Consider the following 22497-nt stretch of genomic DNA (forward strand, 5'->3'; position numbering starts at 1 on the left):
GCTTCGCGCTCACCACAGAATCAGTCAGAATGACAAGGACAAGGGCGCAAAGGACAAAGCCAAGGATCGAGACGTTCTTGGCTAGCAAATTTCTTAATCCCATAATTTGACTCTATCAAAACCAATACTTTCTGAACATAATTATGTACTTGAGACGCAACCATCCCTGCACAATGGATCGGTGTAATTTCTGCAAATTTCTCTTGACCTTTCCAGATTTGTGCTGCGATCGCATGGATCGGTGTATCAGTTCCTGATTGTCGGTAAACCACTAGCACAGCCCAAAATACTGAGGCAAATTCATCAGTGTTTACAACTAAGTTCTCATGTGAATTATTACGTTTTCGAGAGCGAATTAGATTATGGCGATCGCGATGACGGGCATAGGAACGGCGACTATAGCAAACCGCAGGATTCCAACAGCGATCGCCCAACTCACCATGTAGTTCTTGAGCTTGAGTAGCTGAAAGCATCGCACATTTTTTACACTTTTCGGGGATACCTTTAGCCATGATTTGGGAAAAACAACCTGATAGAACTGATTAAAGCTTTTCGTTAGATTCACCGATTAAGCTCTGGTATTGTGTGCTAGAAAATCAAATGTGTGATGAATACATATCATTCAATCAGGAAAGAACAGCAGAAATTACCTGTGAATAGAAATTCTAGAAGGCTTCGACTTCTTTATTTACTTTAAACTAAGAGAAGTCGAAGCTTCTTCTAATCTATTTCGGACTGCTATAAGTTCGCTCAGGCACAGGAAATCCGCAGGAAGTTCCATCTTTGTGGATGACTTCTTCTTCCCAAGGTAGAGAATACTTGCCTTTTACCATATCCTGCATATATGTATAGGGACAGTCTTGAGCGCCACCTTTGACAGCCACATAACCTCGATGTCCAAATTGGTAAATATTATTTTCTACACTCCAATATTTGCGAGCTTCACGGACTAGATCGGGACGAACTTCAGCAGTAATAATCTCATCAGGACGGTGACTACCCATCACCAAGGGCTGACCATCAAAGTTAACAATCATCCCTTCCCCCATAGAATCAAAGCTGCCATCAGAGCCACACATGCAGACCGAAGTTGTCACCATCAGATTACAGAAAGCATTTGCTTGATTAGTAATTTGCCAAGAATGACGAATTGGAGCAGTATAGCCAGCAGTACGAATCATGATTTCTGCACCTTTATAGGCACATTCTCGCGCCATTTCAGGAAACATGCCATCATGACAAATAATCAGGGCGATCGTACTGCCATTAGGACCTTCACAAACTGGGATTCCGATATCTCCAGGTTCCCAAGGTTCGACAGGAACCCAAGGATGTAGTTTGCGATAGTAAAGTTTCAAGTCGCCTTGATTGTCAATGATAATTCCACTGTTATAGGGATTACCTTGAGGATTATATTCCATCAATGAGAAGCAACCCCAAATATTATTGTCAATGCAAGCTTGTTTAAATGCTGCCACTTCTGCCCCATCTAAGCTACACATGATCTCTGGATTGGTATCCATCGATAGACCATGCAAGGAGTATTCTGGGAATACGACTAGATCCATGGTTGCCATGTTTCGCCTTGCTTTGGCGACCATCTCGCAAATACGTTGAGTTTGGGTAGCTAAGTCTTGTTTGGTGACAACTGTGGGCAATTGAAGTTGCACCATCCCTATTACTACACCGTTAGGGGTTTTATTTAATCCGCCAAGTCCGCTCATGATTGTACAAAGTTTCTAATTTTATAAGATTGGGTAGTTAGGCTTACTTAAAAACTAGAGCCAAAACCTGTGGCGCACGCTGTGTGCCACAGGTTTTGGGGTTTTATATTTAATTGCGCCTAGCTACTTGGGACTTACGCATTGGTTAGATGAGTAAGTCCTAGAGTTTTATTATTAAGGGTATATTTCACAGAGATCGTATTGTTTGATAGATAATCGGTAATAAAGTGCGAACTCAAGCAAGAAAAGCAATCGCCAATTCAAGGATGCTCTAAGCCGTTGTTTCAATCCCTAAAAGGGTTTCAGAGGCCTTGAATCCCTTGCATAGTCCAAAATCACTTGAGCAGGTTTTGTTTCAATCCCTAAAAGGGTTTCAGAGGCTTTGAAGCCAAGCTAGCTCAAGAGGCAGAGCTAGCCGCATTCAGTTTCAATCCCTAAAAGGGTTTCAGAGGCTTTGAATCAAGATACGTATATCTCCGATCTCTCTGTTCATCAGGTTTCAATCCCTAAAAGGGTTTCAGAGGCTTTGAATCATCAAAAGAAATGCTTCCAGATCTGGTAGTCGCTCGTTTCAATCCCTAAAAGGGTTTCAGAGGCTTTGAATCTGAGAGTCCTGCCCGTGCTTGACCAGGGGTAAACCAGTTTCAATCCCTAAAAGGGTTTCAGAGGCTTTGAATCAAGCATTAATGAATACGTTGAGGTTTGCTGATTCTGTTTCAATCCCTAAAAGGGTTTCAGAGGCTTTGAATCCACAATAGCCTTAAGTGCAGGTCTACTTGCAATTGTTTCAATCCCTAAAAGGGTTTCAGAGGCTTTGAATCTCCAAGCTATCAAGCACGCGATCGCCACATCGAAAGTTTCAATCCCTAAAAGGGTTTCAGAGGCTTTGAATCACTTTGTTGCTGGCGATTGGAGCGCGCCGCTTGGGCTGTTTCAATCCCTAAAAGGGTTTCAGAGGCTTTGAATCGTCCGCCGCGTCCGTCGATGCTTACAACGTTTCCGTTTCCGTCTGTTTCAATCCCTAAAAGGGTTTCAGAGGCTTTGAATCAGGGTTTGTAGCTTCTCTCACTTGCGTGAATTTGGAGTTTCAATCCCTAAAAGGGTTTCAGAGGCTTTGAATCATTGTCCACAAGCTCTGATTGTTTGCAATGGCTACGTTTCAATCCCTAAAAGGGTTTCAGAGGCTTTGAATCATTGGATAAGCTCTCGCAATGCAAATAGAATTAGTTTCAAAGTTTCAATCCCTAAAAGGGTTTCAGAGGCTTTGAATCTCAAGTTCAGTTTGCAAAGTCTTGATATCAGTTTCAGTTTCAATCCCTAAAAGGGTTTCAGAGGCTTTGAATCTGGTTTAGTTGTTTTTGTTTGGTTTCACTTATTATGTTTCAATCCCTAAAAGGGTTTCAGAGGCTTTGAATCATAATCGACAAAATTATTTCATATGCTCATATCGGCGAGTTTCAATCCCTAAAAGGGTTTCAGAGGCTTTGAATCATCGGCGGCTTTGCAAAGAGCGCAACTGAACTTTGCCCCTGTTTCAATCCCTAAAAGGGTTTCAGAGGCTTTGAATCTGAAAATGTCTAACCTCACACCTGAACTCAAAAGTTTCAATCCCTAAAAGGGTTTCAGAGGCTTTGAATCCGCCTTTCTTGTATGAAATAGAAAGTATTTTAATTGTTTCAATCCCTAAAAGGGTTTCAGAGGCTTTGAATCATCGGATTAAGGCGACTGTAGCGTCCACAAATGTGGTTTCAATCCCTAAAAGGGTTTCAGAGGCTTTGAATCCAGCATCAAAAACGTCTATCCCGTTGGAAGTAGTGAGTTTCAATCCCTAAAAGGGTTTCAGAGGCTTTGAATCCAACGGAGATTCAAGATTTTGAGGTTTACAGCTCAAGTTTCAATCCCTAAAAGGGTTTCAGAGGCTTTGAATCGATTGTAAACATCAAAGATCCAATCATCACCCGTGTTTCAATCCCTAAAAGGGTTTCAGAGGCTTTGAATCGATCCACCACAGGATCAACTTAAAGGATCACCTTGTTTCAATCCCTAAAAGGGTTTCAGAGGCTTTGAATCAATATCGGAGAGCCCATAGGCTAGGGTCATCAAATGTTTCAATCCCTAAAAGGGTTTCAGAGGCTTTGAATCAGCAATACGAGCGCGCTTCGACTGCGCCTCAGCCACGTTTCAATCCCTAAAAGGGTTTCAGAGGCTTTGAATCCGCTGTAATCAAGTCCCTGAATCGGTGAAGATCTCTGTTTCAATCCCTAAAAGGGTTTCAGAGGCTTTGAATCTAAGTTGCTTAGTTAATAAACTTTTACCATGGATGTTTCAATCCCTAAAAGGGTTTCAGAGGCTTTGAATCAATGGCTGCAATTTCTCCTTGCTTGGCACACCAGCGTTTCAATCCCTAAAAGGGTTTCAGAGGCTTTGAATCGAGATGATATCAAATTAAGATTAACGGAAGCAAAGTTTCAATCCCTAAAAGGGTTTCAGAGGCTTTGAATCAGTATTTCAGTATTTCTAAATAGTTGTTAATCATGTTTCAATCCCTAAAAGGGTTTCAGAGGCTTTGAATCCCCAAAGGGGCAGGGCGCAAACCTAGCCCCGATCCGTTTCAATCCCTAAAAGGGTTTCAGAGGCTTTGAATCAGGCAAATCAGCAAGCATCGAAGCTCGCCTTTGATGTTTCAATCCCTAAAAGGGTTTCAGAGGCTTTGAATCAGTGTGCGTAATGCTTTTGAAGTACCGCTATACCCGTTTCAATCCCTAAAAGGGTTTCAGAGGCTTTGAATCAAACCTGAACAAAGTTGGGTAGCGGTCGTATAAAAGTTTCAATCCCTAAAAGGGTTTCAGAGGCTTTGAATCAAAGGTTATACCCCAAATGTAAATGGGAACGTTTTGTTTCAATCCCTAAAAGGGTTTCAGAGGCTTTGAATCCCTAATCGCTTTGTGAAGTCATCTTTTCTGGCATTGTTTCAATCCCTAAAAGGGTTTCAGAGGCTTTGAATCTTCGGCAAGCTTGGTGAATACTTCGTCCCTACTACGGTTTCAATCCCTAAAAGGGTTTCAGAGGCTTTGAATCTTCTCAAAGTCTTCTCTATCCTTCCTAAGTTGAGCGTTTCAATCCCTAAAAGGGTTTCAGAGGCTTTGAATCAGTCCCACCGCCACTACGCACCAAACCGCTAGTAGTTTCAATCCCTAAAAGGGTTTCAGAGGCTTTGAATCGATATTAGTGCAATCATGCCGAGGATACCGTTAATGTTTCAATCCCTAAAAGGGTTTCAGAGGCTTTGAATCGCTGAGGGTGGTACTTTGCGATCGCAGAAATTGGCAGTTTCAATCCCTAAAAGGGTTTCAGAGGCTTTGAATCATCTTGTATTTCGCAAAGCAAGAGCGTTTTTAGCACGTTTCAATCCCTAAAAGGGTTTCAGAGGCTTTGAATCTTACCATGTTCAATATCGCGGATGGACTAGCTCCAATAAGTTTCAATCCCTAAAAGGGTTTCAGAGGCTTTGAATCTTATAGCTGCTGTGAGCGTCGTTGTAGCTGTCGTGTTTCAATCCCTAAAAGGGTTTCAGAGGCTTTGAATCTAATCAATACACGATATCTATAGCGCCCTTTTTTGTTTCAATCCCTAAAAGGGTTTCAGAGGCTTTGAATCCTATGGTGATTGATTACAAGTCTTTGGGAGAATCTGCGTTTCAATCCCTAAAAGGGTTTCAGAGGCTTTGAATCAGTTTAGAAGTAATCGTCATCAATCACTTTCTTTGTTTCAATCCCTAAAAGGGTTTCAGAGGCTTTGAATCTGCCAATGTTTGCCATGTTCAGCTAGTTTTCTGTAGTTTCAATCCCTAAAAGGGTTTCAGAGGCTTTGAATCACTTCGTGTCTGCATCGCTTAGTATGGTGGTAGTAGGTTTCAATCCCTAAAAGGGTTTCAGAGGCTTTGAATCGTTCTCAATTTTTCCATAGCGCCGCCATCGTTAGCGGTTTCAATCCCTAAAAGGGTTTCAGAGGCTTTGAATCGCGTATTTGTGTCGCCTTTCCCTAATGAAGATGTGTTTCAATCCCTAAAAGGGTTTCAGAGGCTTTGAATCGTGCAACCCCCGTCAGAGTCACCACCGTACAGTTGTTTCAATCCCTAAAAGGGTTTCAGAGGCTTTGAATCCATTGAGTAATATGGCTATCAAAAAGTACGAATCTGTTTCAATCCCTAAAAGGGTTTCAGAGGCTTTGAATCACAAGTCTCTCAAGAGGCAGTTGGGCGAACCTTTTGTTTCAATCCCTAAAAGGGTTTCAGAGGCTTTGAATCTTTAATCCTATCTTCCATATCCTTGGTACAAGATGGTTTCAATCCCTAAAAGGGTTTCAGAGGCTTTGAATCCATTACTCATGCAAGGTGAAGGGTCAAACGGTAAAGTTTCAATCCCTAAAAGGGTTTCAGAGGCTTTGAATCATAAACATCCATGTCACCACAGGGGCAAGTTTCGTGTTTCAATCCCTAAAAGGGTTTCAGAGGCTTTGAATCCGATTATCGCCTTAATTGCTTCTAATACTCAGTTTGTTTCAATCCCTAAAAGGGTTTCAGAGGCTTTGAATCGGATCGCGCACATCCGCCAAGCAAGCGAGTGGCATTATGCGTTTCAATCCCTAAAAGGGTTTCAGAGGCTTTGAATCTTCTTCGCCCATGGCATTCAAATTGGAGATCATTGGTTTCAATCCCTAAAAGGGTTTCAGAGGCTTTGAATCGAGAAATTCGACTGGTTAGACGAAGGCTCTAGATACGTTTCAATCCCTAAAAGGGTTTCAGAGGCTTTGAATCCGCCCGCGCTTATGAAGCATATCATATTTAATTTTCAAGGTGCATTTGCGCGAAGCATACAAATTGTAGCAGATTTGGACTTGCTGAACAGGATTTACAACTTGCACCAGCCAATAAAAAGCTATATTTACCAACATATTCCAGCCCTGCGCGAACCGACAAACTCGCCCGATCGCCATCAAAAACATACCAGCCAAGACTTGTAAAACACCAAACTGCATACTATTAAAAAACATCCACCAACTCGCGCAACTAATGAACTAGAAATCAAGCGAAAAATATTGTATTATCTCGCACCTGTTCACCTCCAATACGTTCTATTTTAGGCTGACAGCAAGCACATAGCATATAAAAACGGATACTATCCTCATCAGGCTTGATTAGCTTACTCAAACGCGATCGCAATTTTGCATATTGAGCATCCGTCAGCTCACACTCAAACACACTAAACTGCATCCATTGCCCATAGGATTTGAGAATCTTATGAATCTTAGTACGGCGCTTATCTTCAGAAATATCGTAGGAGATGACTAGGAACATAATTTATTTCAAAACCAAAGGAGGATACTTATCCGTCTCATCCATTAGATACTTAGCCAACAGCCTAGCCTGAAGCTCAAACGCCTCCTGATAAGTACATTTACGCCCCATCACAGGATGCTTAAATTCTGACTGTTTCTTCTGCTCGTACAGCGTCAAAAATACTTTTCTCGCTTCATTAGACAGAGAAATTGCCTTACTCAAAGGCTCAGCAGTAAAATCTTTAGGCGCGATCGCCTTACGATTAATTGCCGACAGAACGATCGCATCAACAATCAAGGGGCGAAACTCCTCCATCAGATCGAGGGCAAGACTGGGACGACCATAACGCTCCGTATGCAAATAACCAAGATAGGGATCGAAACCGACAATATTTAGCGCCCCCTGTACATCATGACGTAATAGAGAATAGCCAAAACTCAACATTGCATTTACAGGATCAGTCGGTGGGCGGCGGTTGCGAGTCGTAAAGCTAAAACCATCGGCACGAATTAATTTCGGGAAGGCTTGCCAATAGACAGCGCTGCCATGTCCTTCCACACCCCGCAAACTAGGAATTTCCTGATGCAGACTAATCGAATTGATCGCCTGTTCGAGAGCATTAATCGCTTTCTGTAAATCATTATCAGGATAATCCCGCAGATGCCGCATCAATGACGCACGATAATTCTTTAACTTACCGCGCACAAAAGCTTGCACTATATGGATCGCCTTCGGAGTTTCTCCTGCTGCATTCCACTGCGATCGCCTTACAAAAATATTTTTAGTTAGCTCAGGTTCTAAACGCCCCAAAAAGCGCCCTGTTCCAGTCATGAAGGACATCGGGATTTTTCGCTCTAGCAGTTCCATCACTGCCGCAGGTGAAATTGTCGCCCGACCGAGGATTACCAACCCATCAATTTTGATTAGTGGAATATCTAGGATTTGCTTTTTCTCAGCCTTTACCGTTAAGCGTTCATCGGTCTTGCCAATAAACGAGTCATCCTGACTTACATAAACCGTTCCCATTGCTTTTAAGCTCCTTCCTTATATTTACTAACCTTTTCCTTCGCCATCGGTACACACTGAGTAAACAGGCTGCAACCCTTACAGCGATTGTCATAGATTGCAGGAGGCATCTTGCCAGTCTCCATCATTTGTGTGATTTCGGTAATCATTGCGATCGCCTCTTTTCGCAACTCAGCCGTAATCTCAATCTCCTGTCTTTGGTGCGTTTGAGCATAATAAACATATCCCTTAGCAATGCTTCTTCCCGTCATCTCTTCTAAACAGAGCGCTTGAGCCACAACTTGCATCGCATCGTTATCCCACTCACCTTTATGTCCACGTTTATATTCAATGGGATAGAGATTGCCATCAACTTCTTCAATCAAATCTGATTTGCCAATCAAGCCATATTGTTCCGACTTCAGCCAGATCGCTCTGATTTGCCAAGTCTCCTCTCGTTGATTTTCGCCAACTGTATGCACGCGCTGATGTAAATCCGTCCCCTCAATTGTGAAATGATTTTCCACAAACTCCCCCGCACAAAACATCCGCCAGCACCGATGAGGGCAATAGGCATATTGGTTTAAAGCGGCGATGGGGATTGGTTCCATGATGGTGATTGGTAATTGGTAATTGGTGATGGGTGATTATTTTTCTTTCTTATCTATTTAGGGAGTTTAGGTAGGCGTTGAGTTTTGGGAGTAGTGGGTTTAGAATGGATTTAAGTTTTTGGACTTGTTCGGGTTTTAGAAGTTTGCGGCGGTAAGCTAGTCTGAGCCAACTGGTTGTTTCATAGAGTGAACCTCTTGCAATTCTGATAAATCTTTGATTGTCTTTTAAACTTCCTCTTCCTCGTCCTTCGGCAATATTCGCGCAAACACTATCTGCCGATCGCACAATTTGTTTGCCCACAGTATCTTTAGCAAACTGATCCCACAAACTCACCATATCCCATACCTCATTAGCCAAACTTTCTGCCAACTGATAAACTTCCAAATCCTCAAAATCAGGTCTACCCATAACCAATCACCAATCACCAATTACCAATTACCAACTACCAACTACCAATTACCCGCCTAACCATTCCCATCCCCATCGTCGTCTTCCTTCCAATTCCTGCGAACATCGCAAAATCTGCTAGAGCGTTAATTTGTTTGATTGTCTCTGGTGAGGCATCACCGAGAATCCGATAGCCAATTTCGCCAACACAACCGATAAAACTATGGGTGTCATAGTTTTTGACTACTTCTGTTTTAATCTCAAAACGGCTAGGAAAGATATATTCGATAATTTCGGGACTGATGGGGATTTCGCTGTAGGTATTCCAGCGATCGCATAGACTTTTAAATACATTGTCGCGAGTTGGCAATGGCGAATCATATTTACCCTGACGGAAAGCGGTGGGAGTGGCGAGGTGAAAGGTAATGTTTCGTTCAGTTTCGGAAGCGCGATCAAAAATTTGTTGATAGGTCGCAAAATTTGACCATGGCTGACTCGATTGAGGTGTGCCAAGAATACTGGTGATATAGAGGTCGGCGGAACCGAGATGAAAAGCGCGATCGGGGTTAAGATTGAGCCATAGACCTGTGAGTTTGCTAAAGAGAACTTCATCTAAAAGGGAGATGCGCCACCAGCAGGGAGTTGAGGGAGAGATTTCTTGATGATGCCAAGAGAGGCTTTTAGCTTTTAGCTGTTGGCTGTTAGCTTTCTTTAGTTGTGGTTTATTCAAGTTCCTATCATAGCTAACCGCCAATTGAATTGGACTCAACCCAAATCCTTTATTCGCTTTTTCACCATGCAGGCGATCGCCTAATTCTTTATCTACAGAACTAACTAAGGTTAAAAAAAGTGCATGAATATGCCGTCCTGTTAGGTATTCAGGATAAATCGGCGTTTTCGGCATGAAATTTACAACGAGACTATGGGGCATATTCTATAACTCGACATCTTCATAAATATCTGAAAGGGCGATCGCTAAATCAATTGACTGCAACTGTAAGATTTCTCCCACACTTAAGGATTGGACTAACCAACCTTCAGGATCACGGCGATAGAGTTCTACTTTGATTTCAGACTGAGAAACTAAGACGTATTCTTGCAAAGTTTCCAATTTCTGATAGTTGAAAAGCTTTTCTCGCCGATCTAGCATGGCTGTGGAAGGAGATAGAACTTCGATTAAGAGACAAGGTTTTTGCTTGACATAGGGATCGCTATCAGTGCGATCGCAAACTACCATCACGTCAGGGTAGTAGGTGGCGTTATTTGCCGAGGCGATCGTGAGTTTCATCGCTAGAGCTAACAACCGAGAGCCAGTACCGCGCAAATGTGGATGGATACAACCAACTAAATTGCCAACAATCAAATTATGATTTTCATCTTCCTCAGCCATTGCAAAAGCTTGTCCATTTACAAACTCATGCTTAGTGAGGCTAGTTTGTTCGTAGGCGAGATATTCTGAGTAGGTTAGGTCTGGGTGTCTAGCAAGCATTTGCCATATCCTTAAAATATATTCTATTTCACAGCTAACAGCTAATCGCTCCTAATCCAAAAGTCCCGATCGCTCTAAAATCCGATCTGACCAGATCTGTGCTTGTGCTGCAACTTCCATGCGTTGTGCTGGATCTGCCCAGATTTTTGTCCAGCGCAATTGCCACAATGCAAGCTGAATCTGTAATTCCACGAGTTCGCCAGCCGTGTCGATGTCAGCATCACTAGCTGTCCATTCGATGAAAAACTTGCTTTCTCTGATCAAGTATTCAATAGTATTTTGGCTGATTGCCTTACCTGTCAAGGTTTTGATTCGAGCTAGATTTGCTGATAGTCCACCTAAACGGTTGGGGAGCAAATCACTTAAATATCTTGCTTTTAATGTATTCCAATCTTTCATAGGTTACTCAATAGATTTTTGGCAATTTCTTCGATTTTTACACGAACGTCTGGAATTAGAACCTCTAGTGTTCTATTACCCTGTTTTGGACGAATATTAATTAGAGATTCATAAGTTACCTCTTGAGCATCTGGATACCAATCGGCTCCCCAAATATTTTGTTGTTCACTACCATCTTCTAGCAAAACGCTCTCACAGTCAGCATGAAATTCACCGCCACCTGCTAAAATTCCACGTTCAATATCGACGGCTAACTTGATATATTCACCAAGTTCTTGCAGCATTTCGTCAATTTGTTCTTTAGTAGCGCGATCGCGAATTAAGTAAATCATTTATCCTCCTGTTTTAAATTTATTTGTAGAATGCGATCTAGGTCACCTCTATATTGTGAGAGGTTCAACCATTTACGCTCAAAGCTGTAGCCTAAATCTTTTGTAAGGTCTTGGGCTTCAATATCGCATAGTTCTTGAATAGTCATAGTTTTTTATTCCCCGAAATAAATCCTGTATTTAGACAATCCAATATTCTAATTTTTTCTCTAGTGCATAAAGATATCTTTGAATTCTCGAACCTAAAATATAAGCATTAGTTCCTATAACTGCATGATATTTAACGACTTTAGAATCTGGAAAAGTAACTGCAATTAAAGGATAGCTAGTCTGCATATTTCTTGTTTTACCTTGTATTTCTCCTAAAGCACCTCCTTGCTCTGGAAATAAAAGACAAGTAATATATTGTTCTTTTATCGCATCTGTAAGGCTTGGAGAAAGTGACAATGAAGATTGATCTTTTTTCTTAGTAGCTATTATTTTTAGACCATTTATAGCAATTGGTTTGTCGCAGTAGCGCCGATTAAATAATTCTTTTTCATGCTGAGTCTCCAAAGCAAATGAAATGATTAAGCTTTCTTCTTTTTCTTTATAGCTAGTTACTTGGCAATAAAGATCAGATTCATTTACATAAATACCATCACTAAAAGACGTTAGAAATTCTTTGTGTGATTTATACCAACGTAAATTGTAATATTTGAGCAAATGAAATAGATCGTAATAAACTACTGGATCGCAATCAGAAATCACATTATGAGGATCGTAAACTGCACAAGATAATGATTGAAAAGAATCTCTAAAACTAAACAAGCTTTGTAAAGCATAATATTCTTCGAGGGTATAGTTTTTTATTTGATTAATAGAGTTACTTTTTTTCTCTTTCAATGCTTTTTTAAATGAAGCAAAAAGATTTTCATCAACCTGATTCGTTTTGTTCATCCAAAATAAGACACTATTTAAAAACTCACGAACTAACTGATCGCTATAATTTTCATTGTTTTTAGCAGCTTGCAAAGAATTAAATCTTGCAATACTGCCTACATAGTAGCGATACCCTCTTTTACTATTGGGTGCAAATATTTCTCTAACTCTCTCAAACACCTCTTGGATACGCTCTTCTGACCTAGTTTGTTGCCTGAGTTCGTATAGTGGGCGGAACGACTCAAGGACTGAATACGAGCTTATGTATTCATTTAGAAAAGGTTTTTGAGGAAAAACACTCAAACTAGGCGATAGCAATAAGTTTTTTAATTGCTTTCTAGATAAAGAAGAGTTAGTTTTCAACTGATTCTGCAACTTAGCAAATATTTCAGATGAAACTAAAGCAATAGATTCAGACTGTATATCATTTTGAGGTTTGCCAAGAACACGTCCTGTTCTTCCCAAGCGTTGCCAAAACTCATCAGCATATTTTGCTGTAAAAACTACAAAGTCTAAATTCTGTCGAGTCTTAGTCTGTTTGACAAAGTTATAACCGATATCTACAGTTGGAGTAGCAACAATTAATGGCTTTTTAGCTGATTGTTTACGTTCCTTTCGAGAAACTGCTCCTGTAATTCTGCCAAAGTCTTGCTCAGCATCCAGACCACATTTTTTTAAATGCCCAACTGCTCGATTAACGTCAATGAGAGAATAACTAATTAATGCACCATCTAGAGAGTTTTGGATACGATGTTTTATCTCAGATGCTTTTAAACTTAGATAGTTATCTAAATCATCCGATTCACAGAATTGTAATTTTACAGGCGCTAAAGTTCTTATAGCTCTAGAATGATTTGAGTCAACCTGAATAGGAGCAACTTCTTTCCACTGAAGCCCCTGACTACTTAATCTATCTAGATATTTGTATACTTGTTCGTCTGGTGTTGCCGAAAGCAAACATATTTTTCGGTTTTCATGTTGAAAGTATCCAAAATCGAGAGATAGCGCCAAGAAAAAAAGAAAATTAGCTAATTGTTTTGCATTATAGTAATGAAATTCATCAATAATGATGTATTCAAAAGATGCAAATATTGTTTCAAAAAGGTTACGCTTATCCAATCTGCTATAACAAGCATAAAGACTGTAATAAAACAGATCAGGATTAGTCACAAGAATGATAGGTCTTCGTAAAGCTCTCTCTTCTTCTGGAATTCCTAATTGTTCCGCAAATTCTAAAGGATTAGTTATAAGCCGATAAAATCTCTCTCCCTGTCGATGTAGTTCATTTTCGGGATCTATCGCTCGAATTGCTCTTGCATCAGCTTTGCAGACAAGATGTTCCAATTTAGAATTTTTGACAAATTCTTGAACATCTTCATAGTGCTGATCGATTAATTCATTTGTTGGTGCAATAAATAGAGTTTTTGCTTTTGGATTATTCAATAAGTGAAATAGTGCAGCTTTAGTTTTACCTGTTCCAGTAGGAAATGTATTTAAAACTAGGTCATAATCTTTCTGAAACTGACAAGTTTTGACTTGATGATCTAAAGGGCTACTAACACACGCAAGAATTCGTCCTGAAACTTCAGACAAATCTGCTAACAGTTCATAGTGTGGCTCAAGTTCTATCTCTATTGTTTTCATGTGTTTAGATTGTTGATTGAGGTCGTAAACATTCGACACCAAATTTCATTCCTGCTGGCAACCACAAATCTTTAGATAGCTGGAAGAAATCACAAGTTAGAAATGAATTCCGAATTAAAGGAACTGGATGAATACTATAGGTGTCATAGCTTGCTACTTCTACTCCTGTGGGTAGGTCTAAAGGATTAAGAAGGAAATTAGTAAACTGAGACTGTTTACTTTCAATTTGCGGATTTTTATGGATAGTAGTATCTACTCGTGCCTTACTCATAAATTTTCCCAGCCTAATATACCGAGGAATAGTCAAGTCATTCTGAGAAATCACGAAAAAATCCAGTACAGTGTTAATTCTCATCGCTTTAATGAATCCTACTTGAGGATAATTAACAGCTTTTTCATGTTTTTTTTGTTCTCCAGTTTGTTTGTCAATCCGAGTCCAAACCTTCTGCGAACTCAAGACCATTTTATGACCACTGGGGCGCTGTACAAGGCAGTTTTTGCCCATAGCAAACCAATATGTATCTGGTACAGAGTTGAACTGTGAGAATGAAAACTTAGCTTCTTCATTCGGTGGGATTGTTGCAGGAGTAACATATATTCCCTGCTCATTTAGACTACTTAGATGCTCATAGTAGTAAATCTCACCAGTATTTTTGTATGGAGATTGTGCTAATCCAAGAGCGTAGGTTAGAGCATAATTTCCGACAAGTGGTTCTGTTAAGTAGAGATCGTTAATTTCTCGACTAGCAAAAAAAGTGTTTTCTAGTAAAGTCAACTTGCAATGGTAAACCAACATAGTTTAAATATCCCCATATGAATTAGACAAACGCTCAAAGAAAGACTGCGGATCTTGATAAATTTCTTTGACCTCATTGAGGAGTGTATTTAATTCATCTTGAGGAAGAACCTCATAACGTCCAATTACATTTTGAATAAGTTCTTCAGAATAACCGAGAGTAGCTTGTTGTAGAACATCATCAGATAGAGGGAAATCAGGTTCATCTTCTGGTTTGTGTTGTGTCAAAACATCATAGACACCTTGAGTTAGTTCCAACGTGCTGAAAATTTCTGTATCACTAAAGATAATCTGAGCAATTGTGTTTTTCACCTTGCCGATACGAGTAGCGATCGCTCCATAGCGGCTGGAACGCAAAATGTTTCCTAGAACATAAAATAGCTCATCAGGAGTGACATCTTTGAGGGTTTCAATATCTAGAAAATGGGTTTCTGGACGTACATACTCACTATTAAACAAGCTCTCAGAAGCTTTGCCTGAAATATCTCTCATTGTGCCTGTTTCATACAGAGCGTTAGAAGTCCGTCTGTCTAAAACTTGACCTGTGGATAAAACCGAAAAAGCATCTTCTGTAATTACTCTCGATCTTCTAGCTCCACCTTGACCAACTGCAAAACCATACAAATAAGCGTCAATGGAAGAATCGACAACAGTACCATCTTCGTTCAAGCATGGTAAATTATTCTTGCGAAGATCTTCACGTCCAGTCCGTCTCTCAACAGCCGTTTGCTTTCTCTTGGTTATGACTACTCGTTGAATTGGATCGGTCTGTCGCTTTTTGACTCCAGCTTGAACAAATTCTCGACATAATGGCTCGCCACTACCCTCAGTACGAAAAATTGCTTCTGACTGAGTTTTACGAATAATGATTAGATTGACATACCGACCAGTGGGATAATCAGCATGGTGGTCAAGCAAAAATTTGGAATACTTGGGTTGCTGTAAAATACTCATACATTTTCCTCGTCTGTTTCTTCTTTAGGCGTGATTTCGTTTCTGATATAAAACAAGTAAGCGGCTTTGATGATTTTTTCATCTGGCATCAGTTTAGAAAGCTTACCTCCATAGATACCTTGTAAAAGGTCTACAAAAAAGCAATCGACAAATTCTTCAACCCTCAGACGTTTTTCACGTCCAGGCTTAAATTGTGGTTTTGTGGGATCGTGAATTCTCTCCAAATAAGTGAAAATCTCAGTGACAATCGCTGCTTGCAAAGTATCAAGATCTAATAATTGTTGTTGCCTCCTTAAATGATCAAAAACTTCGTTGATAGGCATCAGAAGAGGACTTCGTTTTAATCCTTTTCCTTTAATTTTTGCCTTCCAAGCAATAGCTGCCATCTTTTTGATGACCATTGAAGCAATGGGTTTATTTGTACTCATACGTTACTCCCTGACATAACAATTTGATCCATCCATGTTTTGAGCTTTCTTGTTAGACCTCTGGCGGCAGAGTCTTTATCAATACCTTGTTTACTCCTTTTACTTATATGAGCAGCTTTTTTTTCGATCAAGCGATCTACTACAAAAAAGATCTGCCCTTCACCTCCAGAAAATGCTTCCGCCACAGCCACCAATTCATTCTCTTTTGTTTCATTAAGCCAAAGTAAATCACACATTTCTCGAATAGCGTGTAATCTTTGCCAGAGTATATCTCCAGATCCTAAAGGTTCTGTATTTTTGTCACGACAGAAATATAAGTTTTCTGATGGAACTAATCCTCTTAGTAAAGAAGGGACACCATCCAAGAAAATGTCTATTTCTTGTGATTCAGTTAAATTCATAATCGGAAAAGCTAGTTCAGACAATAAAATTTTGACTCCAAAGTGTTTGTATAACAGCAAAGCATACTCAATGGCATTCAAATATTTTTCTGTTTGATTATTGCCAAGAGGATTTAATGGTAATGAAATTACGTTTCCTACTAGATCAGAAAATTTTGGCACTAGAATACCTCCAGCTTTTTGATGCTTAATTGGCAATACACAATATTTTTGATTACTAAAAAACTGTATCGCTTCTTTAACAGATAAACTAACTGCTGAAACATCGATCTTACTTAGCTTCTGAAAAAGAGATTTGAAGCTTTCGATAAATGGAGCAGTCATAAAAGAGTATGGCATTAGGTGGAGGTAAAGAGATTTGTCCCCACCAGATATATAATTCAATTTTTCAATTGAAAATTGTTGTTGAACAATAGGATCAATGTATCTTTTTGGTTCGCTTTGGCTACCTGCTAGTAGTCTATTTGAGAACTGCTGTACTTTAATTCCTTTGAGTACACTTGGGGACATCCATTTTGATGCTGAAAAACTTGAACTGGCATAACAAGACTGTCTGTTACGATCTTGGCAATATGTTTGAAAGTTTTGGGAAAAATCTTGAATTGAAAAATTGTCAAAATCAAAAGAGAGATTGTTAATCACATAAGTAGCTATATGACTATTTAAAGATGTTTCCTGAGTTATAGTTTCTAGCTGTTCTTGTTTTTCATTATTCATTAAATTATCTAATTCTTGAGAAATTAATCCCAAAAGATAATCATATGTAATATTTTCAAGATATTGGGCAACTACATAAGAACGATGAAAATTCTGATCAAATACATCATATCTGTCTGAATTTTCAATTTCCAACAATAAATTCAAATATTTCCAAGGATTACTGAATTCTCTGTTTTTACTAATTAGAGACTGCTTACAATGCTTACTTAAAAAGATATAAAATGTTCTCAATAATTCTCCAAGTCTCATTAAATCTTGATCTTGAGGAAGTATCCTCGGCTTCTGTAACCACTCTTGAATTACTTCTTGGTGAAGAGATTTAGGATCTTTAAGTGTTTCTGATAGTTTATTACGGTAAGCCTGTTCAAGTTCATCAACTTTGTAGCTCTTTCTCTGAATTAATGTGTTGACATAAGCAAATATTTCATCGTATGTCAGTCCTAGTTCTAAAACTTCACCATCAATCTTAATTCCCTGATTTCCAGCTTTGATAAATTTTCCATATTCTTCGGCTTTCATTTGATGAACTTTTTGTTCTACTCCTTGGCTAATAGTAAGACGATCTTGATTGGTTAAAGTCAAATCCAAACCTACAGGAGCGAGGTAATGAGTTCCTTGGGGATATAAAAATATTGGCAAAGCATTAAATTTTTCTTGTAAAAATTCAGAAACTTGGTTGTGAATTATATTAGTTAATATTCCTCTTTGCTCCGTTATTTGATGAGCAACAAGCTGATATTGCTGCACTGTAAATCTATTCAAATGACTTAAAAAAGCTCGCTTGTGTTTACGCTCTGAATAGCTTTGGGATAAATCAGCAACATCAGCAGCTCTAATAATTTCATCTAGCTCTGTTAGTCTTCTTTTCCCCAGTTTGGTAGGATCAGAACGGCGATCTAAAGAATCACCACGAACACTGTTATGTCCTGAATGACCACGAATTAACTCAGTTATATCCTCAATGAAATCTCTCCAATCTTCTAAAAAAACATCAAATCCAATTTTCTCGATTTCCTGAACTACATTTTTAGGCACAGCAATTTTGCCATAGCTTGTCTCAGCTCCTTGATAAGTTTTATTGATGTCATGAACGCAAAACGCAATAGTTAGAACTTTGAGGTCAATAGATGAGAGATTTAAAATTTCTTGTAAAGAATGAATTAGGAAAACTCCAGATACAACATGGTTGTAAAGTGATTGCCCTTTATGAACCCCGTACTGAACTACTTTTTGATATTGTTGCAGACCTTTATTAGCTACCTCTTCAATAAAAAGAGATAGTACAGGACGTTCTTCTATTCCCAGAAATTCAAGCAATTCACTGTCTGACATAATTTTATCCTCTAAAGTATTTTTACAAATTTCAGTTACTGATTTATTTTAAAGTCTGTTTTTATAACTTCACATCCTCATAAATATCTGAAAGCGTGATCGCCAAATTAATTTGTACTTAACTTGTTGCTTTTGCCTATTCTTACACAGATAATTAAAGTAAACAAGAGCTTAAACGTGCAAAATGTACGTACAAAATAATCAATGGGACGTAAAGGTGAATCAATCACATTATCTATATCTGATCGCGACAAAACCCAGTTAGAGGAAATAGCCCTCGAACTGGGCATGAAATGGGGCGATCGTCCCAACATCTCCAAACTAGTCGAAGCGATCGCCCGTAAGCAAATTCAAATCTCAAAAAATAATGACTGGTCAAGCGATCTCATTGAAGCCCTAAATCTTACTTGGGGACTATTAATCGACTACGGTGAAATCGAGCTTGCCAAAGCGATCGCCAACTTATTGCTAGAACGTAGCGAAATCACTACACCATTACGTCGAGACATTGAGCGATTTTTAGACAAACCTCCCGAAATTTGGCGACAAGTACTAGATCGATATATCAAACAAAATCAACCCTTTCGGTTGATCTATCGAGATGCCGCCGATCACCCCCATGAATTCTCAATCTATCATGCCAAAATCAGCCCCCACGACAAACGGCTCTACCTTGATTGTTGGTGTGAAGAAACAACAGGAAGCGATGACATCGAATCCCTCAGACACAATCGCTGTCTCAGGATTGATCGCATCCCTACCGAAGCCGCAATTACCCCAATTCAAGGTAAATGGCGATCGCAACTTGCTCAAATTACTGTCACCTTCCAACTTTCAGGCAAACTCGCCTTTGCCTACAAACCGAAAAAAGATGATGTCGATGATATTTGGCTAAATGATTACCCCATTCGCCAAATTAGCCGTACAGTTAGCAGTACTTTTTGGTTCTATCGCGAAATTATGCCCTATGCCGAAGATTGCGAAATTCTTGAACCTGATGATGTGCGTGAAAAGTTCAAAGCAAAAGTGCGATCTCTATACCTCAAATATTCAAGTGATTGATTTGTCAATCATTCATTAAAAAAACAATCCTATTGAACTCTAATTGTCACAGAAACATCTTAGAGCAAATAATCATCAATTATTTGCCATTAAATTTATGTGAATGAGTATAAATACTTGGTATTGCTAACGTGTTTTCAAGGTTTCAGGAGTTTGCTTGGCGCGTTGTTATATATTGAAGGGGTATTTGCTTTGTTAGTTGTCGTCATGCAAAAATGGTTTAATACTGCTGGTCCTTGTCAGGCTGATATTCATTACATATTGCCATCTACAGGGCGGTTGCCTGAGTTAGTCAATCTAATTTCGCAGCGGAATTATTTTGTCCTCCATGCGCCAAGACAAGTGGGTAAAACTACAGCAATGATTTCGCTGGCAAAGGAGTTAACATCTAGCGGGCAATATACGTCTGTGATGTTGTCTTTGGAAGTGGGAGCAGTATTTTCTCACGATCCTGAGTTGGCAGAGAGAGCCATATTAGATGAATGGCAGGATGCGATTAGATTTTATTTGCCACCAGAGTTACAGCCAAGTAATGGAATTTTAGGAGAATCAGGTCGTCAAATCGGTGCTTTTTTGGCAGCATGGTCACAAGAATCATCGCGTCCTCTAGCCGTGTTTTTGGATGAAATTGATGCTTTGAGTGATGAGACATTGGTTTCAGTCCTGCGACAAATCCGCTCTGGGTTTCCTCGTCGTCCACAGGGATTTCCGCAGTCAGTTGCCTTGGTAGGGATGCGAGATGTTCGGGATTATAAATATGCATCAGGAGGGAGCGATCGCCTAAATACCTCTAGCCCTTTTAATATCAAAGTACGCTCTTTCACGCTGAGTAATTTTACTCTTAAGGATGTGAGGAATCTTTATCAGCAACATACAGATGCTACAGGACAAATATTTACGCCAGAAGCTGTTGATTTAGCTTTTCATTTGACACAGGGTCAGCCTTGGTTAGTCAATGCGATCGCTAAGGAAATTGTTGAATATATTACTAAAGATTCATCTATTCCCATTACTGCTGAGTTAGTGAATCAAGCGAAGGAAATACTCATTAAGAGACAAGATACGCATCTGGATAGCCTTGCGGAAAGACTAAGAGAAGATCGAGTCAGAGCAGTGATTCAGCCTATTCTCGCTGGGCAGGAACTGCCAGATGTGCCACAGGATGATATTCGCTACGTTTTAGATTTAGGACTTTGTACTAACGAAAATGGTTTGACTATTGCTAATCCTATTTATCAGGAAGTCATACCAAGAGTGCTTGCCTATGTAACAACTGCGTCAATAGGATATGTTCAACCAATCTGGCTAAGCGAGCAAGGGGAATTTTTACCCAATCGCTTGCTAGAAGCGTTCTTATTATTCTGGCGGCAACATGGGGAACCTTTGTTTGGAAGTACACCCTATCCAGAAATTGCACCACATCTGGTGCTGATGGCTTTTCTCCATCGAGTCGTTAATGGAGGTGGGACGCTGGAAAGGGAATATGCGATCGGTTCGGGGAGAATGGATATTTGTTTGCGCTATGGCAAAGTGACTTTGGGTATGGAGTTGAAAGTTTGGCGAGACAAGAAATCAGATCCGCTCAAAGAAGGATTGCCACAATTGGATAAATATTTATCGGGGTTGAGTTTGGATACAGGTTGGTTGGTGATTTTCGATCGCCGTTCTGGTTTGCCGCCACTAAGCGATCGGACTACGACGGAGAATGTCATTAGCCCCGCAGGGCGTGAGATTATCGTGATTCGAGGCTAAAGACTGCTTGCTATGTCAATACCAGAGCCAATATTAGTCATTTACAGTGAACCGCCTAAAGCGATCGCCACCACAGACTTGCGCCAAGCAAGAGTTGATGAATTTTTAGCATCGAGGTCTTTACAGCCAAAGAGTCGTAAGGCTTATCAAGCAGATTTGCAGATATTTATGGATTGGTGCGATCTGGCATGGGTGGATGTGAGTCGGCGAAAAGTGACGCAATTTAAAACTTTTTTGCTAAAGGAACGTGAGTTAGCGTTGAGTTCCGTAAATCGGGTGCTGCGGACTCTGAAATCGTTTTATCGGTGGATGTTGCTTTCGGAATATGTGGTTGCCGATCCGACGATTGGGATTCAGCAGGAGCGATTGACTGATCCTGTGGCAAAAGATCTAGAAGATGATGAGGTGTTGCGGATTTATGAAGCGATCGCTTTGAGTAAAATGATGTTACGCGATCGGGCTTTGTTTTCTATTTTGTTGCATGGATTGAGAGCAGAGGAGGTTTGTCGGTTGAATGTTGAGGATTATGGGAATGGGGAATTGGTGATTAAGGAGGCGAAGTGGGATAGTAAGGGGGAAGTACCTTTGACGAAGTTGGGTATTCAGGATTTGGATGCTTATTTAGATTGGCGGAGGGAGCAAGAAGGGGAGTTATTGTCTGATAGTGCTTTGTTTGTGTCTTGCTCTAATCGTAGTCAGGGTAAGCGGTTGACCTATTGGGGTGTTCGGCATGTGATGGATGATTTGGCGGAGAAGACGGGGATTGATTTGCATTCCCATCGGGGACGACATACGTTTGCGACAAATTTGATTGTGAAGTATGAGTTAGATCCTTCTTTGGCAATGGAGTTAACTCGACATCGGGATGTCAGAAGTTTTAGGCGTTATACCAATCGTAAGAATAAGATTGCGGCGAAACGGGCTTTTTTGAAGGCGGCAGAGAGGTTAGATTAGGTGAACTAGATAAACTCCAGACGTTTGTTATACCAAAACACAAAAAGGCTATGCTATTTTGTGTTTTTAAAACCCTTACTGGGTTTGGTTTTTAACCCACGAAGAAAGTGTTGCCACACTTTCGTGGGCTGATATTATAGCAAAAAAAGACTGGAGTTTAGACTAAAAAAGGAAAAAAGGCAGAGTAAAAGAGATACAAACTGCCTAAAGTAGATGAAAAAGAAAAAGCACATCTACAGTCATGATTATT

Annotated in this window: 19 protein-coding genes and 1 CRISPR repeat array; of the genes, 3 read left to right on the forward strand and 16 right to left on the reverse strand. The window is 39.9% G+C overall.

What is annotated here, in order from left to right; genetic code table 11:
- Positions 1-20: 20 nt before the first annotated feature.
- The 16 genes from H6G05_RS21910 to cas10d all read right to left on the reverse strand — a co-directional run bounded on the left by H6G05_RS21910 (position 21) and on the right by cas10d (position 18479).
- Positions 21-512: a hypothetical protein gene (locus H6G05_RS21910; RefSeq protein WP_190581544.1), complete on the reverse strand. Its 492-nt coding sequence runs from the start codon at positions 510-512 to the stop codon at positions 21-23.
- Positions 513-725: 213 nt separating this feature from the next.
- Positions 726-1724 (reverse strand): formamidase, encoded by a 999-nt coding sequence (locus tag H6G05_RS21915; RefSeq protein WP_190581546.1) that lies wholly within the window; start codon positions 1722-1724, stop codon positions 726-728.
- Between the two features lie 281 nt (positions 1725-2005).
- Positions 2006-6540: a CRISPR direct-repeat array (repeat unit 37 nt; unit sequence GTTTCAATCCCTAAAAGGGTTTCAGAGGCTTTGAATC).
- A gap of 267 nt (positions 6541-6807) precedes the next feature.
- Positions 6808-7080, reverse strand: a complete 273-nt coding sequence (gene cas2, locus H6G05_RS21920) for a CRISPR-associated endonuclease Cas2 (protein WP_190581552.1) — start codon at positions 7078-7080, stop codon at positions 6808-6810.
- Positions 7081-7083: 3 nt separating this feature from the next.
- Entirely contained in the window at positions 7084-8088 is a 1005-nt protein-coding gene (cas1d, locus tag H6G05_RS21925; protein ID WP_190581554.1) for a type I-D CRISPR-associated endonuclease Cas1d, read from the reverse strand.
- Positions 8089-8093: 5 nt separating this feature from the next.
- Positions 8094-8678 carry a CRISPR-associated protein Cas4 gene (cas4, locus tag H6G05_RS21930; RefSeq protein WP_190581556.1) on the reverse strand — a complete coding sequence of 195 codons (585 nt, stop codon included), beginning with the start codon at positions 8676-8678 and terminating at the stop codon, positions 8094-8096.
- Positions 8679-8727: 49 nt separating this feature from the next.
- Entirely contained in the window at positions 8728-9087 is a 360-nt protein-coding gene (locus H6G05_RS21935) for a four helix bundle protein (protein WP_190581558.1), read from the reverse strand.
- Positions 9088-9121: 34 nt separating this feature from the next.
- Positions 9122-9997, reverse strand: a complete 876-nt coding sequence (cas6, locus tag H6G05_RS21940) for a CRISPR-associated endoribonuclease Cas6 (protein ID WP_190581560.1) — start codon at positions 9995-9997, stop codon at positions 9122-9124.
- 3 nt (positions 9998-10000) lie between these two features.
- On the reverse strand, positions 10001-10555 hold the full coding sequence (locus H6G05_RS21945; RefSeq protein WP_190581562.1) for a Uma2 family endonuclease: 555 nt from the start codon (positions 10553-10555) through the stop codon (positions 10001-10003).
- Between the two features lie 51 nt (positions 10556-10606).
- A complete protein-coding gene (locus tag H6G05_RS21950) occupies positions 10607-10954 on the reverse strand; it encodes a hypothetical protein (RefSeq protein ID WP_190581564.1) in 348 nt (115 codons plus the stop codon).
- Positions 10951-11286 carry a DUF5674 family protein gene (locus H6G05_RS21955; protein WP_190581566.1) on the reverse strand — a complete coding sequence of 112 codons (336 nt, stop codon included), beginning with the start codon at positions 11284-11286 and terminating at the stop codon, positions 10951-10953. Before H6G05_RS21955 ends, H6G05_RS21950 begins: the two co-directional genes overlap by 4 nt.
- A complete protein-coding gene (locus tag H6G05_RS21960; RefSeq protein WP_190581569.1) occupies positions 11283-11432 on the reverse strand; it encodes a hypothetical protein in 150 nt (49 codons plus the stop codon). The genes H6G05_RS21955 and H6G05_RS21960 overlap by 4 nt, the downstream gene beginning before the upstream one ends.
- 31 nt (positions 11433-11463) lie before the next feature.
- Positions 11464-13848 carry a type I-D CRISPR-associated helicase Cas3' gene (gene cas3, locus H6G05_RS21965; protein WP_190581571.1) on the reverse strand — a complete coding sequence of 795 codons (2385 nt, stop codon included), beginning with the start codon at positions 13846-13848 and terminating at the stop codon, positions 11464-11466.
- A 4-nt stretch (positions 13849-13852) separates the two neighbouring features.
- Positions 13853-14644: a type I-D CRISPR-associated protein Cas5/Csc1 gene (gene cas5d, locus H6G05_RS21970; protein ID WP_190581573.1), complete on the reverse strand. Its 792-nt coding sequence runs from the start codon at positions 14642-14644 to the stop codon at positions 13853-13855.
- A 3-nt stretch (positions 14645-14647) separates the two neighbouring features.
- Positions 14648-15598: a type I-D CRISPR-associated protein Cas7/Csc2 gene (cas7d, locus tag H6G05_RS21975; protein ID WP_190581576.1), complete on the reverse strand. Its 951-nt coding sequence runs from the start codon at positions 15596-15598 to the stop codon at positions 14648-14650.
- Positions 15595-16026: a hypothetical protein gene (locus H6G05_RS21980; protein WP_190581578.1), complete on the reverse strand. Its 432-nt coding sequence runs from the start codon at positions 16024-16026 to the stop codon at positions 15595-15597. The genes cas7d and H6G05_RS21980 overlap by 4 nt, the downstream gene beginning before the upstream one ends.
- Positions 16023-18479 carry a type I-D CRISPR-associated protein Cas10d/Csc3 gene (gene cas10d, locus H6G05_RS21985; RefSeq protein ID WP_190581581.1) on the reverse strand — a complete coding sequence of 819 codons (2457 nt, stop codon included), beginning with the start codon at positions 18477-18479 and terminating at the stop codon, positions 16023-16025. Before cas10d ends, H6G05_RS21980 begins: the two co-directional genes overlap by 4 nt.
- Positions 18480-18683: 204 nt before the next feature.
- On the opposite strand from cas10d, the gene H6G05_RS21990 reads away from it, so the two are divergent.
- From H6G05_RS21990 to H6G05_RS22000, 3 genes are all read left to right on the forward strand, one after another.
- Positions 18684-19541, forward strand: coding sequence for a helix-turn-helix transcriptional regulator (locus H6G05_RS21990; protein ID WP_190581583.1), 858 nt, complete (start codon positions 18684-18686; stop codon positions 19539-19541).
- Between the two features lie 207 nt (positions 19542-19748).
- On the forward strand, positions 19749-21293 hold the full coding sequence (locus tag H6G05_RS21995) for an AAA family ATPase (protein ID WP_190581585.1): 1545 nt from the start codon (positions 19749-19751) through the stop codon (positions 21291-21293).
- Between the two features lie 12 nt (positions 21294-21305).
- The gene (locus H6G05_RS22000) at positions 21306-22247 is read left to right on the forward strand and encodes a tyrosine-type recombinase/integrase (protein WP_190581587.1); all 942 of its coding nucleotides are present in this window, start codon (positions 21306-21308) and stop codon (positions 22245-22247) included.
- Positions 22248-22497 lie beyond the last annotated feature (250 nt).

Origin of the sequence: Phormidium tenue FACHB-1050 (assembly GCF_014696925.1) — a bacterium.
Lineage (GTDB): Bacteria > Cyanobacteriota > Cyanobacteriia > Pseudanabaenales > Pseudanabaenaceae > Pseudanabaena.

Coding starts and splice junctions, on each gene's coding strand:
- H6G05_RS21910 (WP_190581544.1), bottom strand. CDS start 512: ATGGCTAAAGGTATCCCCGAAAAGTGTAAAAAATGTGCGATGCTTTCA.
- H6G05_RS21915 (WP_190581546.1), bottom strand. CDS start 1,724: ATGAGCGGACTTGGCGGATTAAATAAAACCCCTAACGGTGTAGTAATA.
- cas2 (WP_190581552.1), bottom strand. CDS start 7,080: ATGTTCCTAGTCATCTCCTACGATATTTCTGAAGATAAGCGCCGTACT.
- cas1d (WP_190581554.1), bottom strand. CDS start 8,088: ATGGGAACGGTTTATGTAAGTCAGGATGACTCGTTTATTGGCAAGACC.
- cas4 (WP_190581556.1), bottom strand. CDS start 8,678: ATGGAACCAATCCCCATCGCCGCTTTAAACCAATATGCCTATTGCCCT.
- H6G05_RS21935 (WP_190581558.1), bottom strand. CDS start 9,087: ATGGGTAGACCTGATTTTGAGGATTTGGAAGTTTATCAGTTGGCAGAA.
- cas6 (WP_190581560.1), bottom strand. CDS start 9,997: ATGCCCCATAGTCTCGTTGTAAATTTCATGCCGAAAACGCCGATTTAT.
- H6G05_RS21945 (WP_190581562.1), bottom strand. CDS start 10,555: ATGCTTGCTAGACACCCAGACCTAACCTACTCAGAATATCTCGCCTAC.
- H6G05_RS21950 (WP_190581564.1), bottom strand. CDS start 10,954: ATGAAAGATTGGAATACATTAAAAGCAAGATATTTAAGTGATTTGCTC.
- H6G05_RS21955 (WP_190581566.1), bottom strand. CDS start 11,286: ATGATTTACTTAATTCGCGATCGCGCTACTAAAGAACAAATTGACGAA.
- H6G05_RS21960 (WP_190581569.1), bottom strand. CDS start 11,432: ATGACTATTCAAGAACTATGCGATATTGAAGCCCAAGACCTTACAAAA.
- cas3 (WP_190581571.1), bottom strand. CDS start 13,848: ATGAAAACAATAGAGATAGAACTTGAGCCACACTATGAACTGTTAGCA.
- cas5d (WP_190581573.1), bottom strand. CDS start 14,644: ATGTTGGTTTACCATTGCAAGTTGACTTTACTAGAAAACACTTTTTTT.
- cas7d (WP_190581576.1), bottom strand. CDS start 15,598: ATGAGTATTTTACAGCAACCCAAGTATTCCAAATTTTTGCTTGACCAC.
- H6G05_RS21980 (WP_190581578.1), bottom strand. CDS start 16,026: ATGAGTACAAATAAACCCATTGCTTCAATGGTCATCAAAAAGATGGCA.
- cas10d (WP_190581581.1), bottom strand. CDS start 18,479: ATGTCAGACAGTGAATTGCTTGAATTTCTGGGAATAGAAGAACGTCCT.
- H6G05_RS21990 (WP_190581583.1), top strand. CDS start 18,684: ATGGGACGTAAAGGTGAATCAATCACATTATCTATATCTGATCGCGAC.
- H6G05_RS21995 (WP_190581585.1), top strand. CDS start 19,749: ATGCAAAAATGGTTTAATACTGCTGGTCCTTGTCAGGCTGATATTCAT.
- H6G05_RS22000 (WP_190581587.1), top strand. CDS start 21,306: ATGTCAATACCAGAGCCAATATTAGTCATTTACAGTGAACCGCCTAAA.